The following is a 17,019-nucleotide window of genomic DNA, read 5'->3' as shown; positions in this document are numbered from 1 at the left end:
CAAAAAAGGCACCTTTCGGTGCCTTTTTGCTATCTAGTGTGAAACAGCTTTTTCTAACTGTTTCTGCTTCCAGATTGAAGCCAAAATACCCACTGCAAGTGAGGTGACAATAACGCCCAAAGAGACGGCTGTCGGGATCGCAAATGGTGTATCAATAAGCAGCATTTTAGTACCGATAAAGCACAGCATAAATGCAAGTGTATGGTGCAAGTAAGCGAACTTGTTCAGCATACCGCCAAGTACAAAGTACAGCGAACGAAGGCCAAGCAAGGCAAACACGTTAGCAGCCAACACCAAATAAGGTTCTTGGGTGACGGCAAAGATTGCAGGAATTGAATCCAGTGCAAACATAATGTCTGTCATCGCAATCACCATAACAACCACCAACATTGGCGTAGCTAGCAAGCCAACGGCATCGCGAACGACAAGTTTATTGCCATGGTAATCATCACTTACACGTAAGAATCGTTTCACCAGCCTGACTGCAAAGCTATCAGAGAATGACTCATCTTCTTCGCCGTGCTGTTTCCACATTTTATAGCCTGTCCAGATAAGGAAGAAGCCAAACACGTAAAGTACGATATGGAATTTCGCGATGAGCGGAGCACCGACTGCAATCATAATTGCGCGCAGTACAAGAGCACCTACAATGCCCAGCATCAATACACGAGGGACGTTGCTTTCAGGTACCTTAAATTGGCTGAAAATCAGTGCGAAGACAAAGAGGTTGTCGACACTCAGAGATTTCTCAAGCAAGTAACCGGTAATAAATGCCGTTGCAGCCTGACCACTCGAATAGTGGCTGTCTGGGGACATTTGAGGCCAGAAATAGTAAATAGCGGCAGCGAATGCGAAAGCAAGCGCAAACCAAAAAATGCTCCACATTACTGCGCTACGAAAAGAAATTTTTCCGCGAGTAATGAGAAGATCGATACCTAACATACATAATGTGAGGATAAGTAGGCCGTCATAACCTGAAAATAGTTCGCTGAGGAACATTTATACCTCCGTGTGCGGAGGAAAGGCGAGATTAAGAAGCCGTACCAACCGCACATCTATAAGCAAATAAAAGCGAATAACTGGCGTTGGTCTTGTCAAAACACCAAACAGGTTGGTGTTCTCGCGGGCCGGATGCAAATGCAACGTAATGACGACTTCGCGACGTAGTGACTACTCCCCAATACGCGGCAATTTTAGTGCTTTTCCACTAATTTTGAAACTACTTTTTAATAGTGGTGGTCTATAAAGCCAAACTGCCTGAATTCAACTATCTCGAGGTAGTTTGGGTATAGTTGATAGAGCTAAATATTCGAAAGCGAAGTGAGGGTTAAAGCTGCGATGAAACGACGGGTATTTATACAAAGTATCGGGCTGGTGGCGATATCGTTTCCAGTGTGGTCTTCGACTTGGAAAACACCAGAACAAGCAGAAGGGCCATTCTATCCACTTTCGAAGATTCCATTAAGACAGAGTCTGATTTTACGTCCAGATCAGGTGGTTGGAAGCCCTCTAATGCTGACGGGGGAGGTACGTGATGTCCAAGGAAATCCAGTTAGCGACGCTCGGATCGAGTTCTGGCAATGTGATGGGCAAGGGATCTACGACCATCCATTGCAATCGGACTATGAGCATTTTGATCCCGCCTTTTCGGGATCAGGTGCCGTTATCACTGATGAGAAGGGACGGTATGGTATTCAGGTGCTTTATCCCGTCCCCTATCCTGGTCGTCCACCGCATATTCATGCCAAGTTATGGAAGGGCAATCAACACATACTGACGACGCAGCTCTATTTGCGCGGGAACACGGGGAGTCACTGGGCAAGTAGGGAGCGAGAAAACCTACAGATTGATCCCGTTAAGACCAAGGAAGGGCTAGAAGCAGCGTTCGTTTTTGTTGTATAGAAAAGAGGTGGCTCATAGCCTAATGCGCCTAGATAATTTGCGTTAAAAAAGCCTGCTCGAAAGCAGGCTCTAAACATAAACGGTCAGCAACCAAAGGTACAGGTATGCTCAATACTAGTTCGTTGCTTTAAGCGTACTGTCGAGATCTGCCTCTGCACGTTCAGCCAAAAACTCTTGGTACATTGCATCGCGATCGTCAGGAGAGATATTTTGGCTCTCTTCAGTCAGTTCGTTAAAAATTTCTTTAGTTTCTTGGCTAGGCATTGTCATCAGAAGACATACTTGGTCTTTGCCAAAAATAGAGACAAGCGCAGAGTCTTCAATAAATGCACTTTTTAGTTTGCCATTCACAACGTTTTTCGCTGCATCTTCGAATTGAGCAGTGTTAACGACACCTGCTTCTTGTCTGCTTTGAGACTTAAGTGTTTTTTGCAGGTTACTTACACGCGATTCAAATGAACGCATCAGGCGGGTTCGACCTTCCATCTCTGCGTAATTGTAATCGGCATTATATGAACCTGAGTACTCAACACAGCTTGCTACTGCTACACCTTTGCTTGATAGCGGCTTGTGTATCCAAGAAGGTACGCCATTGTCTTGCGGTGCAGATGATGATGAAGAAGAGTTTGAAGCACAGCCAGCAACTGCCGTTACCGCGATTAAAGCAGCAAGGATATTTTTTTTCATTTTTGGTTTCTCAATTAGATTGATGAGTAAGTTTGGTAACTGTCGTATTGTTTGATTTTCGTCGTAACTTTTTTGAGGTAGTTACGCGTTTCCTCATAGGGCAGCGAGGTCACTAAACGTTGATAAAACTCGTCTGGCGTCAGTTCATTGATCTTTGCGATTGCTTCTTTTACTGAACGTGTTCCCATCGCCTTTGCCACATTTCCGTGTCCCGTGTTGTAAGCGGCAATCACAGCATATGTCGCGCTAGTCGGGTTTTTTATTCCACGCAGGTAGCGATCACGAAGAATATCGATATACGCAACGCCCGTTTCAACGTTAATGCCTGGAATGAAAAGATCTTTTGCTTTCATTGGCTTGTTAAGCCCTCTAACCAGATTATTAACGTCATGACCCGCTGTCGTCGGGACAATTTGCATCAAGCCGTATGCAGGAACGTGCGATTTCGCTTTTGGGTTGAAATGAGATTCAGTGTGCATAATGGCGAGGATCAACGACACATCAATGTTGTGTTTTTGGCTCTCGCGATTAACGTACGTCATGTACGTTTGAGCGCGCTGCACGATGGCGTCTTTTGGAAGTACCATTTGATAGGCCGAAGAAGACGTTCTTGAAAAGGAAACGCCGTTAGTGAACGGTTTTGCTTCGGTTGGTTGAACCTGAGTGGCTTTAGCTACTTTGGCTTCTACTTCTGCCAGACGCGCTTTTTCCAATGCTCGGATCTTCGCTTTTTCCGCTTCCAGCAATTTTTCTTTCAGTGCAGCATTCTCAATAGGAGACGCCTCGACAAACTTATCTAGCTGGCTCATTTGTCGGTCAGTTTGCTCACGAATCTCTTGCTTTATTGAGGTTTCAATCTCAACAGGAGCAGGAGGGGCTACGGGAGCCAGCGTTTTGCCTTCAGCAAGGTTTGTTGATTCGTCGATGCCCAGTTCGCGAAACAACGCTCGGTTGCTTTCGACTGCATCGGTTACGTTCGCAAGCGCATCTTGACCATCTGTGACTTTTTGAGTGATGGTGACAACACCCGCTTCTAAGTCAATAACGGTGCGCGTTTGTGTCTTTTCATCATTAAGAACTATTTTGGAGCTAGACTCGACTTCACTGTCTCCCCATTGCTGGAGTGATGCGTCAGCTTCTTTGTCCCACTTTTTTAGGTACGCGAGTTGCCATTCATTGAACTCTGTTAATCGATTGGCATACCACAGTTCAAATTCTGCTTGGAGAGAATCATTAGAAACGCTGAGCTCAGCGTCTAATTCATCCAATAAGCTGTTTGCATTGGCTGGCAACGAAGTTGCGCCAAACGCAAGGAAGACAGCAAGGGTTAATGACGTTACTTTCATTTGTATTCACTAAGTGTGTAATGAGGTGATTAGTTTAAAAAGCTATTGAGGTCGAAAACGTCAGCACTGTTTTGTTCGGCCTGTATCAGTGCGACGGAATCTCGAATGTCGAGACACAATTTAGAATCGCAATCTGATGCCCACTCTACTGCGTCATCCAGCCTTTCTGCGTCATAGTGCCATTTCGCTAACATCTCTCTTATGGTCACGGAAGTCACCGTGCCAACGTCAACATATTTACGTTGGTAAGAGAGCGCATTGTCAGGTGACACATCAGCAAGCATTAACGTTGTCATTGCTGCTGCCTCATTAGCGACGCTTCTATCTTTCAACAGATGCGACAGCAATGGCTTGAGTGACGACCAGTCTTTTTGTGATGTATAAAGGCCGGCGTAGCGAAGAAGATTTTGAGACAGCAGTTCTGGTGACAGGGGGGCAGGCTCAATTTTTGCGCGGCACACAGCGTCGAGTGTTGAGACTTCTTCTAAACGGACTTGCTGACTTTTGAAATTCACGCTCGACAACGGCCAGTTATCATCATGCACTTTGGTGATAAAACCTTGGGTTATCAGTTCATTTTCAGCTTGTTGACGAAAGGGTAGACTCAGTGCAGCAATGCATTGATCGCCCACTACCTTTTTGTGTTGAGCGTGCTCGCGCTTTAGAACAACCTGCACTGCATCACCATCAGTGATGACGTTGTAGGTTGTTCCTGCAAATTGCCAGATTTGACCGGAAGCAGTGGCACTAAAAAGTGCCACTGCTAAGCCCAATCTCTTACAGATCGTTAGCATTACTCACCTGCCCAGAAGGGCCTCGGCCAGCATTGTCTTTGTCACTCAGACCATCAGAGCTGATCTTGTGTCGATTGCCTTGTGTTTGACCTTCGCGCACACGGATTTCATTTTCTTTTGCTGCGTCAGAGGCAGTTTTCTCAAGAGAAGGTGAGTAAACCGCAATCGCCATCATCCAGTTGCCATCTGCAGACGCAAAGTTTTTCACGTTTACACCTGGAGGAAGCTGGCCTGATGCCACTGACTTGTATGAATCAGACATTTTGAATTGATTCATAAAGGTGTGCTTGTTGTCTTCCAGCACGGTGACTTGGCTTGGGTCCAGTGTTTCTGGGTGGTAATCAAATTGCTGGTTCTTCTCAGTCTGGCTCTCGTCGAAGCCACCTTCCCAGTAAACTTTTTCACCTTGCATCACAGAGAGCAGTGCGTTTCGAGCCAGAGACTGAGATTGCTTCACTGATGCTTGTTTTAGTTTGCGCTCAACCGCTGGCGTTTTGTTTTTACGAATGATCGAAGAACCAAAACCAATGACATACGCTTCGCCGCTTTCCGGATTCGTCAGTACTTTCGCGCCGACCGGAGGCAGAATACCCTTGCTAAGGTCTTGAATGATGTGTTTGAAGATCGAGTTAGGATCCGTCGTTTGAGTCAGCGCACCTACTTGACGTTTGGTTTGTTCACGTGTTTTCGGTGTAGAGATAAGGCTCACGGTAACCATTTTTGACTCAGGATCATCGTACACATCGAAAGTTACGTAGCCTGCCAGCGCGCCACTTACAGACTCTTTACAGTTCTGCTCTAGATCTGCGGTCGTATTCGCAACACTTTCTGTGCCTGAATCGATGGCATCAATGGTTTCTGACGCAGCGGTAGTACACGCGTTCTGTACGCCTTCAAAGTTTTCTACAAGTTGTTTTTTCGCCACTTGGAACGCGCGAGTGTAAGCCCCACGTTTAGACAGCAAAGAGGCATTCGGATTGTCATAGTTGTTATATGACGCAGTACCGGTAGACAGGATGCCGATACCAGAACCAACCGCAATCATCTTCACACCGTCGCCAACTTCTTCAATCAAGCTTTGGTGTGCTGCAACGACCGCTGCTTTTGGGTCTTCGGCGATCACAACGCCATCGACTTCTTTCGTTGCTGAAGTATCAACAGTTGCCGCCGTGTCAGCCGTCGCAGGGACAAGGTCGTTCAAATCAAAATCCACTGCGTAGGCAGGAGACATTGCAGTAGCCAAGGTGATGGCTAGAAGGGTTTTCTTAAACATAAATAACCGATATTAATTCACAGTTAAGCGGAAGTCGTTTTCAATGACTACGCGAGACGTTTTGTTAGGGCGGTGAACCTTCATCGCTGAAGACAGCAAATGCGCGACATCACCAATAGGTGTGACAGAACGGAAAGTCACCAGAGTTTGCTTACCTTTTTTGGAAACCTGAACGTCAGACACGCTGTGCAAGCGACTGATGAGCATGTTTAGGTTCGCATGATCGCCAGCCGCGCTATTCGACATAAGAATTTCGCGAACTGGGCCGCCCATTTGAGCGAGAGCATTGGCGGAAGACTCAAGCATCGATTGGATGGCTTTCTGATTTTTCTTGCTACGCAGGGTTACTTTTGCCAGCGTGTCAGTTACACCGTCACGAGTGGGGAGTGCCATGAAAGAGGGGTCGTTTTCCCAACTTCCATAATGATTTCCTGCGAGGTCTCTAACGGAAATACTCATCTCTAAGCGACTTTCATTGTTGATTTCAAACGCTTTGGTGTTGATATCAAGCCATAACGCGGCGTTGCTTACACGAGATGTTGTGGTATAGCCGAGACCACGAAGTGCATCACTTAACTGGCGGACAATACTTGCGTTGTCGCCATCCACAAACACTTTTGGATTGCCGATCTGCGCCATCATTTGAGAGAACTTCTCTTGCGCTGTTGCTTTAGTCACATTGACATTAAGCGTGACGCTATGACGGCCGTTTGCGAGAGCCTGAGAGCTGATTTCACTCCAGCTATCTACGACACCGCTAGAGCTGATAGAAAGCGCAGAAATTGAAATGTCTTCGAATGAAGCCGAATCATTCGACTCGGTGGTCGAAGTGCGACTGCTGCTCGAGATACTCGTACCCGACTTAACACTAACGCCAAGCACTTGGCTAATAGCACGGCGGAACGCATCCATCTCGGCTGCTTGTCGAGCAGAAAGCCCCAACTTTTTATTTGCAACCCCTTCACCGGTCACAATGACCGATACGATAGGGGAGTCGTCCCAAGACACATCACCAAAGTCTTCTTCGGAAGAGACGTCTCCTGCAGCAAGCGTGGCGGTGACGCATGTATCATCACCCATTAGCATCGGTGAGCTATACGTCAGTGCTAATCTGCCCTGTGAGAGAGCTGTCGCGAGAACGGATTTGGATGAAGATGAAAAAGCGGTATCAACAAGCGTTTCATCGTATTTTTCTGAAGAGAATTGATATTCGCCATTCAAGAAAGTCTGAAGACTTTTCGCTGCTTCAGCTTTTGCAGATTCTACGGCAAGGCTTCCGCGCCCATACGAACAGCCTTCAACTGATACTTTCGGGTTTGTCATGTCGTTCAGGTCAAACTCGAAAGCCAGCGACGGTGCGCTGGCGATCAATGTGGCGGTAATCAGCGTGTATTGTGTTAGTTTGCTGACCATGTACTGCGTTCCATGAGAAATTCAGCGGGTACACCAACACTAACGGCGAACAAACGTGCGTCACGCGTTGGAATGTATCGGCCTTCTTCAGCTTGGTCACGAATGTTGTCAGCAATTTTGCTGTCTTTCCAACGAACGATTTTACCTTGAGCACCGATTGCACTAGGAGAGAAACGAGCGACACCCACTGGGTCTACAAAACCTGCGCTGTATTCGAAAATCACCATGGTTTCATTTGGCAGAACACCGGCATTCTGACCACGGTCAAGAACAACACGGTCACCGCGAATACCAGAAACTTGGCCTGTTGCAGGCATTTCTGTCAGTAGACGGCTTAACATAATGTCAAAACCACGCGTTGCCATTGAGTTGTAAACCGCAGTGACATCTGATGCGCTTGCGTAGTTAAAACCACGGTAGTAATCACCGTTCACGATGACTGAGGTAAACTTTTCTTTTTCGCGAACATCAAAGTTGTTTACCTTGATACGACCAATGTTTGGATAGCTAAGCTTTTCCTTGGTGTAAGGGTCGAGTACAGACGTTGAGTAGTCGATTGATGACGAGTAAAGCGAGTGCTTTGCCCCATACATCATGTCTGCTGTCTTCAGTACATCAACATTGATCAAGTAGTCCGTGGTGAGCTTCTGGCTGTTGTCACGCTTGTCCGCAACGACGTCCAAACCTTCTTCGTTGATAATCTCTTCCATTGCTTTATTTACAATGCGGTTATCACGAGTAAGGATGCGGAAGCGGTTTACGCCCGCAAATTGGTTTTCTAATGCGTTTTCAAGCGCTTTGATGTCGTATGCGTTGATGCTCGCACTAATATCTTTGAAAACCGTACCGGTTGCGTCGCCTGCCACTTCATTCTTTACATCACTGAAGTAAATACGAACGGTTTTCTTCGCGAGAGGGCAGCGAGAGTCTGTTTCTGCGCTACCTTGTTCAAAATGACAGAATTCCAGTCCTTGGGTACTGAAGTATGCTGGCACTTCGATGTCTGCATCAGTAAAGTCTTCAGCTGCTTTGCCAATGATGACGGATGAAGCATTAGTTTGACTGGCAGCACTGTAGGTTTGAGAGCCTTTTGTTTGTTGGCAACCCGCAAGGGTTGCCAAAGCAATAAGGCCGGCAATACGGCTTATTTTCATTACGATGCTACGCTCTCAGAAATGATGTTGTCGATATCTTCGATGCGTTCAATCAGTGCTTTACCTTCGTTGATCAGGAACTGTGCATCTTTGATCAGCAGCGCACGGTCTTCCATTTCGTAGTAAGCTTCGATAACTGGCAAGGTTTCTGTTTCAGAAGAGAACTGGCTCAAAACGGTGTGTTGCAGAATAGCCATGCTGTTTTCTGAAGCAATCATTGTGATCTCATAAGATTGAAGAGCTAAATCAGCAGCTAGCTGAATGTTCTCCATGAAGATTTCGTCTTGTGCTTCTTCATACGCTTTGATTTGAGGACCGATTTTTTTGTTCGCAGGCTTGCTTGCATCGAATTCTGCGATAGCAGCTTTCAGACCTTCTTCATCTAGGTCTTCGTTAGCAGCCATAAAGCCAGTGATCTCAGCGTGCTTCTTAGAAATTGTTTGATAGCTGTTAATCACGCCACACTGGCGCTCAGTTAGGCTAATGATAGCTTGAGAAACTTTATCCACTGCATAACCAGCTTGAGTGAAATCTTTGCCAACTTCAGTGCAGCGAGTGTTGATGTCGTTTGCCCACGCGTTACGGTCTGCGTGTGCTGCATCATTTGCGCCCATGGTTGAACAGCCCGCAAGGGTTGAAACTAGGAAGGCTGCGATTAGGGACTTTTTCATTGGTTTACTCCAGTATATCTACTAATTTAATGGACCTAACGTGATCCATCAGTTTTTCATTTGCTTTGTCCAGCGCGACAGAGTGGCTCTTGTCTGAACTGGCTTGAGTGGTAAATAAGTGTTGTTTTACAAGTTGTGCACCGCCTGAACTTTCAAGAAATTTAAGGCTAACTTGTTGCTTCGCGATATAACCTCGCGAAGATTTTCCAAATTTAGGTTTGGCTTCAGCCACAACAATTAAATTCCCCTGGGTGCTTCGGGCTGTTACCGGAATAAGTTCCTCAAGCACTTTTTGAGCTCCAGAGTCATTACTGCTATGAAGTTTAATTTTCAACTCACTCACATATTTTTTGCTAAGACCTAGAGATTCTCGGTACTCAACACTGGTGCTTATTTCGCTACCTTTAGTGAGCGTATCAAGGGTGTTCGCTGCAGAGTAGTGAGTGAGTAATTGCTGTTCTCTGGATATTATTTCAGCAGCACCTTTCCACGTTGAATTGGAATTAATGGATATCCGTTTTGCTGAAATTACCGCATTGTTTAGTTCGGTTTTAAGTGTTGAAATCCATGCGTCTTTCAATATTTTGAACTCAAACGTGCAGCCAGTATTAGGGCATATTTTCTTAACGACAGAGACATGTCTGAGGGCAAGCGGAGTAGCTTCAACATGGTTTGTCTGACTGAATGTGTAACTGTTATTGCCATTGACGCGCGTTAGCGTGCTAGTTTGATCAGACGTCACCGTACTATTAATACTTCTAGCTAGCCTTGCAGCCCCATCTTTTAATGCTTCATCTTGCGTTTCGCCGATTCCGGAAAAAAACACATACCTACTGTCATGAACAGGACTAGTCTGAGAAAAGCTAATGTTGGGATTAAATACTAGAAATGCCGCCAATAGTTTTGGAAAGAGAGTTTCTTTTATTTTCATTGTTTGCTTAATTATTGGTTTATTGCTTGTCTTATTGGCAGTTGATGTTGTTTTTTTGGAATTATTATCTCATTTTTAATGAATGACAATAGTATTAATGACTTTCTCATGACAAATGAAGAATAGTTTCACGGCATAAAATCACTAATGAGACATCTATCACTAAACGATTTTATATTTTGAATTTCTTTGTGTGAGAGTGTTGGGGTGTGAATTTTTCTCAATGGTAATTTGGTTATTAATTGAATATTTATCATCTTGCATTTAATTAAAGTAATAAATTGAATTGACTCATTTTCCTTATTAGGTGGGAATGTTTCTGCTATCCTAAATATATCGACTTACAAACAACCGATATAATTGCTATAACGTTATTTAGTTGAAGAGATGACTCTGAATGTTTGACGACATTGCAGAGCCAAATAGGGTAGTTAGGTGTCGCAGTACTAAATCTGAAACTTCGCAATTGCAGAAGTGAGTTGCTGATTAGATGTCGCCAACTTCTGGACGTTTGCAAGGGTCGTTTCACCACTTGCATTCAGCGAAGAGACCATCTCTCGGATGGAATTAATGCTATTGCTGATGTCACTTGATGCCTGACTTTGTGAGTTGGTAATGTCTGTTATATCACTGTTTAGCGTGTTTATTTCTTCTACAGATGCAGCCATTACATCAAGATTTACATCGACCAAATCTGTTTGCTCTACAGCTTGTTGGCAACTCTTTTTGGTGTGCTCAATCGATTTCACTGCGTTGTCGGTGCCTGCGTTAAGATTCGCAAGCATATCGTTTATCTCAGACGTACTTTGCTGGGTTCGACTAGCAAGTGCTCGAACTTCATCTGCAACGACAGCGAAACCTCGACCTTGTTCTCCAGCCCTGGCAGCCTCGATCGCAGCATTAAGTGCGAGTAAGTTGGTTTGTTCCGCGATATCTCCAATGACACCCAATACAGAGGCAATCTTTTCTGAATTTTCGCTCATGATTTGAATGTCGTTCTCCATATTGGAGATCTCTTTGAGAAGACCATTAACGCTAGTGACTGATTGTTTTACCTTGTCTTTAGATTCATTGGTTTGTTGTGTGGTTTTCTGCGTACATCTTAGAGCCTCTCCCGCACTATTGGCCACTGAGTCTACCGTTGCATTCATGCTTTCTACTTTAGTCACCATATGCTCTGTTACCTGACTGTGATGACCCAGCACACCATGGTTTTCCTCAGTTATTTGTTTAACGTGGTTAACTTCTGAAGAGATTTGACGAGTTGCTTCGGAGATGCCTGTGACGATCTCTTGAAGGTTGTGAGCGACGTCATTGATGCCTTTTGCAATCACACTAATTTCATCATTGGTTTTTACTTGAACACGAGCCGTCAAATCGCCATTTGCCAAGCGTTTCATCGCGCGCATGATGTCAGAAAGGGGAGACAATAATTTATTGACCAGAAATAGCGTGATAAGTGCTACCAAGACCACTTGAGCTATGGCGAAAGTCAGTGAGTCTATTCGACTTGCTGCCACCGATTCGAACGCATAATCCTTATCTAATGCGATCACGAGATACCAAGGAGCTCCTTGAATAGCTTGGATATCAAATAAGTACTCAGAGTCTCCGAGTTGGAGATCGTTAATCGTATTGCCATTAGCCAGCGTCGCTAAACTGTCAGCGGATAATTGCTGTGAAGCATCGGTAGCAGGCTTTAATGACAATGATGAGTCCATACTGGCGAGGATCGTACCTTTGTCGTCGAGCAGTAGGGCTTGTATGTTTGAGGTGCTAATGCTGTTCACGTAGCTTATCAACTGGTCGATTTTTATGTCGCCGGCGATAACAGCCGTGTCGCCATTACTAAGCGTGAACTTTTCAGCAATGGTGACGACTGGTTCTCCTGTAGCGGAATCTTTATATGGTGCTGTGATGATAGGTGACGACGATTTACTTGCCTGAATATACCAAGGTCTAAGTCGAGGGTCGTAGCCTGCTTTGGAGGGTTTTGCATTGTATCGCACCATCTCACCGGAAGATGTCCCCATATACACGGACAAGAAGCTACCAGATACTCGAGCTTGGTTAAGCAGACTATAAATAGAGCCGCTTTCTTGCTCAATAATACTCTCCTTAGCACCTTGAATGATCTCAACTCTTGGGTTGACCCAATTTTGAATACCCTTTGTGCTGGCAGATCCAACCGATTCTATAAACCGCGTCACTGAGTCGGTTGTGTATTTGATCAGTTGTTGGTCTTGCCTCATGTATTGAACGGCAGCCATCACAATGATGATGGCCGCTATGGCAAGAGAGATTTTGTGCTTGATTGAACGAGGAAGGATCATCTTTATGTCTCTTGTTCGATATCTATGAATTTAAAACGAAGCAATAGATTCAGAATAGAACAGGGCAAGTAAATGAGCCTGATAGATGTGGGAAATGGGATAGAGGGACATTAAGGGAGCAACAAAAACAAAAAAGCCTGCTCGAAAGCAGGCTTTTTGTTTCTTACGAAAGTGGTGGGCGATACCGGGCTCGAACCAGTGACCCCCTCCTTGTAAGGGAGGTGCTCTCCCAACTGAGCTAATCGCCCGAATAAACGCTTGGGAGACCCAAAAGGGTAGTGCGTTTATTGGAATTTGGTGGGTCTAGGCAGACTCGAACTGCCGACCCCTACCATGTCAAGGTAGTACTCTAACCAACTGAGCTATAGACCCAAATTCTTTCCATCCTGGTTAGGGAAGGAATGGTGCGTCTGGGCAGACTCGAACTGCCGACCCCCGCCATGTCAAGGCGATACTCTAACCAACTGAGCTACAGACGCAATACTTTTTTGCTTTCGAATTCAATGGTGCGTCCGGGCAGACTCGAACTGCCGACCCCTGCCATGTCAAGGCAGTACTCTAACCAACTGAGCTACGGACGCATTGTTTGTTTTCTTAGGGAAGCATGGTGCGTCTGGGCAGACTCGAACTGCCGACCCCCGCCATGTCAAGGCGATACTCTAACCAACTGAGCTACAGACGCATATCTAACTGATATACAGTGAAGCTTCCCTGAAAGCGAGACGAATATTAGCGAGTAGGGCGGCGGCACGCAAGCGTAAAACCTGACTTTTTTGCGCTTCCGCGTTTGTTTGATGCTTTGGTGCGCAAATTGGTGTCACTTCAGCCGTTTAAAGGGAGAAATCTTGGTTTGCGAATGCAATGATTTGATTTACCGACCAATCTTAACGCCGCAACGTTTAAACAAGGTTTGCCAATATGCGACATGGTTTTTAACCGCGTCTTGGAATTCGTCGTAATGTTCGCCTGAAAAATAGGCGGCACTGTAGTCAGTAAATGGCGGCATTTCGCCAAAACGTTGGTGGAGTCTGACAAGTGAGGGCTGAGCATCAAGGTATAGCCCGTTTATTTTTGACAAGTAGGGCTGTACGCCATCAATAAAAAATGTGCTGAATACATTCTGTAGGTACGTAAATCGCGTCGTATTTCTGTTTTTCCCGCAAAGTACGCGTGCATCGTCTCGCTCAAGCTGCTCTGTTGCTGCGTTCAGCCAACGTGTGCTTTCGTCCATTGAATAGAAAAGGGCACCTAAATATCGCTGTTTCTCAATGGGTTCCTGTAATTCCAGGACGTTACGAGAAGATGGGTTAGCCAGTAATGAGGAATAACTCTCAATGGCGAGTAACGCTTCACTATGCGCGAAAGGGGTATCTGGTGAAATCATGGATATCGAAGGCGGCGTCAATTGGCTTCGCCACGCGTCGCTAGATGCAAAGGTGTTCCAATAGACAAGATGGATTTGATTGCGTTTTACAACCTGAATCCGTTTTAGTTCACTGGATAACGGCTCGCTAGTGACGTCTTCAAGGCACTGATTAAGGGTTCGAAGTAACGCTAATTCGTAGTTGAGTTGCCTGAACGCGTCTTGAACTTTCCCCAGAATTGAATTCCGATCAGCAATCAATTGAAACAACCCGCATTGCCTTAACTCGTAAGCATCTAGCAATCCCATACGAGTATCTTCGATAGGTACGACGAGATCTCTTTTGCGCGGCAACTTAATAGCTCTGGACTCGCTTGGGGGAATGGGAGACGTTTCGACCACATTAGCAAGACGTTCTGAATAATCGACAAAGAGGCCCTTGGCTTTGTCATCATCAAAGCAGCCTTGAAGCATTCCAATCAATGTTATGACAATCACAGTGCGTTTCAGTCGCAATTTGTGTCTCTCGAATTTGCCAAAGGTGTAGGTTGTTACGAAGTATACGAAATGGAAGATCGAAAAGAAAAATCCCGCCGAGGCGGGATTATTTGAAGATTATCTCTCAGCCATGGCGAGCTGAAATTCAACCGGTTGTTTACGAATCCAGTAGAGGCGCATACCCAGCATGATGGCCGCAGATGTTAATCCGATGATTATACCCACCCAGAAACCGTAAGCGCCCATAGGTTCTACAATCCAGTCGGTCATGCCCAGGATGTAGCCCATAGGAACACCTAGGATCCAATAGGCAACGAAGGTACGTGAAAAGATTGCGCGCATGTCTTTATATCCACGCAATGCACCTGCTGCGACGACCTGAATGGAATCGGTGCACTGATAAACTGCAGCCAATAACATTAAGTTAGCGGCAATCCCCACAACTTCAGGGTTCTTGTTGTACAGGTGAATAATAGGCTCACGGAAAATGACGGTCAGCGTTGCGGTGACAAATGCTGACAGTAAACCGATGATGATGCCAAGTTTTGCAGCACGGGCTGCGCCTTCAGTAGACTTCTCACCCAACTGGTGGCTAACACGGATACTCACTGCTGTCGCTAGACTCATTGGCAGCATGAAAATCATCGACGAAAAGTTAATGGCGATTTGGTGTGCGGCGACCACAATGGAGCCCAGCGGTGCAATTAGCAGTGCGATGACTGCGAACAAGGTGACTTCGAAAAACAGTGCTGCTGCGACAGGGAAGCCCATTTTAAACAGGCGAATCAACGCTTTTACGTCAGGTTTGGAGAATTGAGAAAAAGCATTAACACGTTTTAGTCGTTTGTTAACCATGACGTAGATGAACATTGCTACCAGCATCAGCCAATAAACGATTGCAGTAGCAACACCACAGCCCACACCGCCTAGTGCAGGTGCGCCGAATTTACCGTAAACAAAAATCCAGTTAAGCGGTACGTTTGCGGCAAGGCCAATGAATCCGATGATCATTGCGGGTGTCGTCAGAGACATACCTTCAGATAGGTTTCGTAAAACTTGGAAGAGAAGGTAGGCAGGGACAGCCCAAAGCACAGCGTGCAAATAGCCAATGGTTTTTTCAGCCAAGGCGGGTTCTACGTCCATGTGATAGACGATGTAGCCTGCGTTATACAACACAAGGCAAATGGGTACAGAAAGCAGCAGGGCCATGTAAGCGCCTTGCTGAAACTGGAAAGGTATCTTGTGTTGACGGCCAGAACCATTGAGCTGCGCGACAATAGGTACCATAGCGATAAGAATACCGATACCAAACAAAATAGAGGGTAGCCAGATACTTGAAGCAACAGCGACGGCTGCCATATCGGTTGCGCTGACCCCACCAGCCATAACCGTATCGACGAATCCCATCGATGTCTGAGCTAATTGAGCAATGAAAACTGGAATACCCAGCTTAATAATGGATTTGGCTTCTAGGCGATAGTTTTGCACCTATGTGACTCCAACAGCAAAATGAGGCAAAAAAAGGACAGCGCATTATACGCCCAATGGATAGATGAACAATCTATGTTCTCCAGAAAATACAAGATCCTGGAATTAGTGACTGACTCAGATGCGTAACTAAGTAAATTAATTTTACCCAAACAACCTGAAGATGCTCGCATTCAGAGGTCATCAATGCGTTCAAATCGAGGCGAATTTCATGAGGAATAGCCACCCTATTTCCGTGGAATTTAACGATGATGTGAGCGCATTGAAGGCCTCCCTTCGGGCGAGTTGACAGGTGTCCTGCTCTTTGTTGTCCCTTTTTGATGGAGGTGACTACACCTGCACAGGAACGCCGTGATCAGAACACCCGTCAAACTCGCTGAATGCTGCATCTTCAGGTTGTTTGGCTATATAGGTGAATGAAACAATGGACGTTTTTTTACCAGTCATTAAACTGAAGCTAACTGATTTTGTAATAGCAGGGATTTCAATGTTCACCGGAATTGTACAAGGCACGGCAACTGTCACGGAGATAGTCGTCAAAACTGACTTTCAGAGCCATGCGGTGTTGTTTCCAGACCATATGTTGAGTGGATTAGCCCTCGGGGCTTCTGTCGCCCATAACGGCTGTTGCCTCACCGTCACCAAGGTGGAAGGGAATACGGTTTGGTTTGATCTTATGCAGGCTACGCTCAAACTGACAAATCTGGGTTTGCTTCAGGAAGGCGACAAAGTGAATTTGGAGCGCGCGGCTCGGTTTGGTGATGAAATTGGTGGGCATTCTATGTCTGGTCATATCATGTGTGTGGCGAGCGTGGTAGATGTGATCACGACGGAAAACAACTGCCAAGTGTGGATTGAAGTGCCCGACACCGTTGCTAAATACCTCTTTGATAAAGGCTACGTTGGCATTGATGGGATCAGCTTGACCATTGGTGAAATGAGAAACAATCGATTTTGCGTAAACCTCATTCCTGAAACCCTTCAAAGAACGAACATGGGTTGGCGTAAGGTCGGCGACAAGGTCAATATTGAAGTTGACCCTCAAACGCAGGCTGTTGTTGATACGGTTGAACGCGTTTTAGCGGCTAAACAGCTGTAATATCAAGCCTCAAAGAAAAATGAACGTTGACAAAAAAGCCAGCAATTGCTGGCTTTTTTCTCCTGGT

Annotated in this window: 14 protein-coding genes and 5 tRNA genes; 2 read left to right on the top strand and 17 right to left on the bottom strand. The window is 45.7% G+C overall.

Annotation, left to right across the window (positions count from 1 at the left end):
- Nucleotides 1-33: 33 nt before the first annotated feature.
- The gene (locus LRP49_RS06385; RefSeq protein WP_274141017.1) at nt 34-999 is read right to left on the bottom strand and encodes a TerC/Alx family metal homeostasis membrane protein; all 966 of its coding nucleotides are present in this window, start codon (nt 997-999) and stop codon (nt 34-36) included.
- Between the two features lie 339 nt (nt 1,000-1,338).
- Here LRP49_RS06385 and LRP49_RS06380 point away from each other — a divergent pair, with 339 nt between their 5' ends.
- Nucleotides 1,339-1,902: a dioxygenase family protein gene (locus LRP49_RS06380; RefSeq protein ID WP_420791524.1), complete on the top strand. Its 564-nt coding sequence runs from the start codon at nt 1,339-1,341 to the stop codon at nt 1,900-1,902.
- Between the two features lie 114 nt (nt 1,903-2,016).
- On the opposite strand, the gene LRP49_RS06375 is transcribed toward LRP49_RS06380, so the two are convergent.
- The 16 genes from LRP49_RS06375 to LRP49_RS06300 form a co-directional block, all read right to left on the bottom strand.
- Nucleotides 2,017-2,589, bottom strand: coding sequence for a hypothetical protein (locus LRP49_RS06375; RefSeq protein WP_274141014.1), 573 nt, complete (start codon nt 2,587-2,589; stop codon nt 2,017-2,019).
- A 14-nt stretch (nt 2,590-2,603) separates the two neighbouring features.
- Entirely contained in the window at nt 2,604-3,935 is a 1,332-nt protein-coding gene (locus LRP49_RS06370; RefSeq protein ID WP_274141012.1) for a transglycosylase SLT domain-containing protein, read from the bottom strand.
- 29 nt (nt 3,936-3,964) lie between these two features.
- Entirely contained in the window at nt 3,965-4,729 is a 765-nt protein-coding gene (locus LRP49_RS06365; RefSeq protein ID WP_274141010.1) for a hypothetical protein, read from the bottom strand.
- Nucleotides 4,713-6,002: a hypothetical protein gene (locus tag LRP49_RS06360; RefSeq protein ID WP_274141008.1), complete on the bottom strand. Its 1,290-nt coding sequence runs from the start codon at nt 6,000-6,002 to the stop codon at nt 4,713-4,715. Before LRP49_RS06360 ends, LRP49_RS06365 begins: the two co-directional genes overlap by 17 nt.
- A 12-nt stretch (nt 6,003-6,014) precedes the next feature.
- The gene (locus tag LRP49_RS06355; RefSeq protein WP_274141007.1) at nt 6,015-7,415 is read right to left on the bottom strand and encodes a hypothetical protein; all 1,401 of its coding nucleotides are present in this window, start codon (nt 7,413-7,415) and stop codon (nt 6,015-6,017) included.
- On the bottom strand, nt 7,400-8,569 hold the full coding sequence (locus LRP49_RS06350) for a hypothetical protein (protein WP_274141004.1): 1,170 nt from the start codon (nt 8,567-8,569) through the stop codon (nt 7,400-7,402). The genes LRP49_RS06355 and LRP49_RS06350 overlap by 16 nt, the downstream gene beginning before the upstream one ends.
- Complete coding sequence (locus tag LRP49_RS06345; RefSeq protein WP_274141002.1) at nt 8,569-9,240, bottom strand: hypothetical protein; 672 nt, start codon at nt 9,238-9,240, stop codon at nt 8,569-8,571. Before LRP49_RS06345 ends, LRP49_RS06350 begins: the two co-directional genes overlap by 1 nt.
- A gap of 4 nt (nt 9,241-9,244) precedes the next feature.
- Entirely contained in the window at nt 9,245-10,171 is a 927-nt protein-coding gene (locus LRP49_RS06340; RefSeq protein WP_274141000.1) for a hypothetical protein, read from the bottom strand.
- Nucleotides 10,172-10,617: 446 nt separating this feature from the next.
- Complete coding sequence (locus tag LRP49_RS06335; protein WP_274140998.1) at nt 10,618-12,504, bottom strand: methyl-accepting chemotaxis protein; 1,887 nt, start codon at nt 12,502-12,504, stop codon at nt 10,618-10,620.
- A 172-nt stretch (nt 12,505-12,676) separates the two neighbouring features.
- Nucleotides 12,677-12,752, bottom strand: a tRNA-Val gene (locus tag LRP49_RS06330).
- 47 nt (nt 12,753-12,799) lie between these two features.
- Nucleotides 12,800-12,876 (bottom strand) — tRNA-Val (locus LRP49_RS06325).
- A 30-nt stretch (nt 12,877-12,906) separates the two neighbouring features.
- Nucleotides 12,907-12,983: transfer RNA gene (locus LRP49_RS06320), tRNA-Val, on the bottom strand.
- Between the two features lie 25 nt (nt 12,984-13,008).
- Nucleotides 13,009-13,085: transfer RNA gene (locus tag LRP49_RS06315), tRNA-Val, on the bottom strand.
- Nucleotides 13,086-13,109: 24 nt separating this feature from the next.
- Nucleotides 13,110-13,186, bottom strand: a tRNA-Val gene (locus LRP49_RS06310).
- A 189-nt stretch (nt 13,187-13,375) separates the two neighbouring features.
- Nucleotides 13,376-14,383, bottom strand: coding sequence for a DUF3080 domain-containing protein (locus LRP49_RS06305; RefSeq protein WP_274140996.1), 1,008 nt, complete (start codon nt 14,381-14,383; stop codon nt 13,376-13,378).
- Nucleotides 14,384-14,482: 99 nt separating this feature from the next.
- Nucleotides 14,483-15,853 (bottom strand): MATE family efflux transporter, encoded by a 1,371-nt coding sequence (locus tag LRP49_RS06300; protein WP_274140994.1) that lies wholly within the window; start codon nt 15,851-15,853, stop codon nt 14,483-14,485.
- 487 nt (nt 15,854-16,340) lie between these two features.
- Between LRP49_RS06300 and LRP49_RS06295 the strand changes: the two genes are divergently transcribed.
- The gene (locus tag LRP49_RS06295) at nt 16,341-16,952 is read left to right on the top strand and encodes a riboflavin synthase subunit alpha (RefSeq protein WP_274140992.1); all 612 of its coding nucleotides are present in this window, start codon (nt 16,341-16,343) and stop codon (nt 16,950-16,952) included.
- Nucleotides 16,953-17,019: the final 67 nt, after the last annotated feature.

The sequence above is a fragment of the Enterovibrio qingdaonensis genome (genome assembly GCF_028683135.1).
In the GTDB taxonomy this organism is placed as follows: domain Bacteria; phylum Pseudomonadota; class Gammaproteobacteria; order Enterobacterales; family Vibrionaceae; genus Enterovibrio; species Enterovibrio qingdaonensis.
Note: the sequence above shows the minus strand (reverse complement) of the source record. Positions and strands in the feature narration are given on the sequence as shown.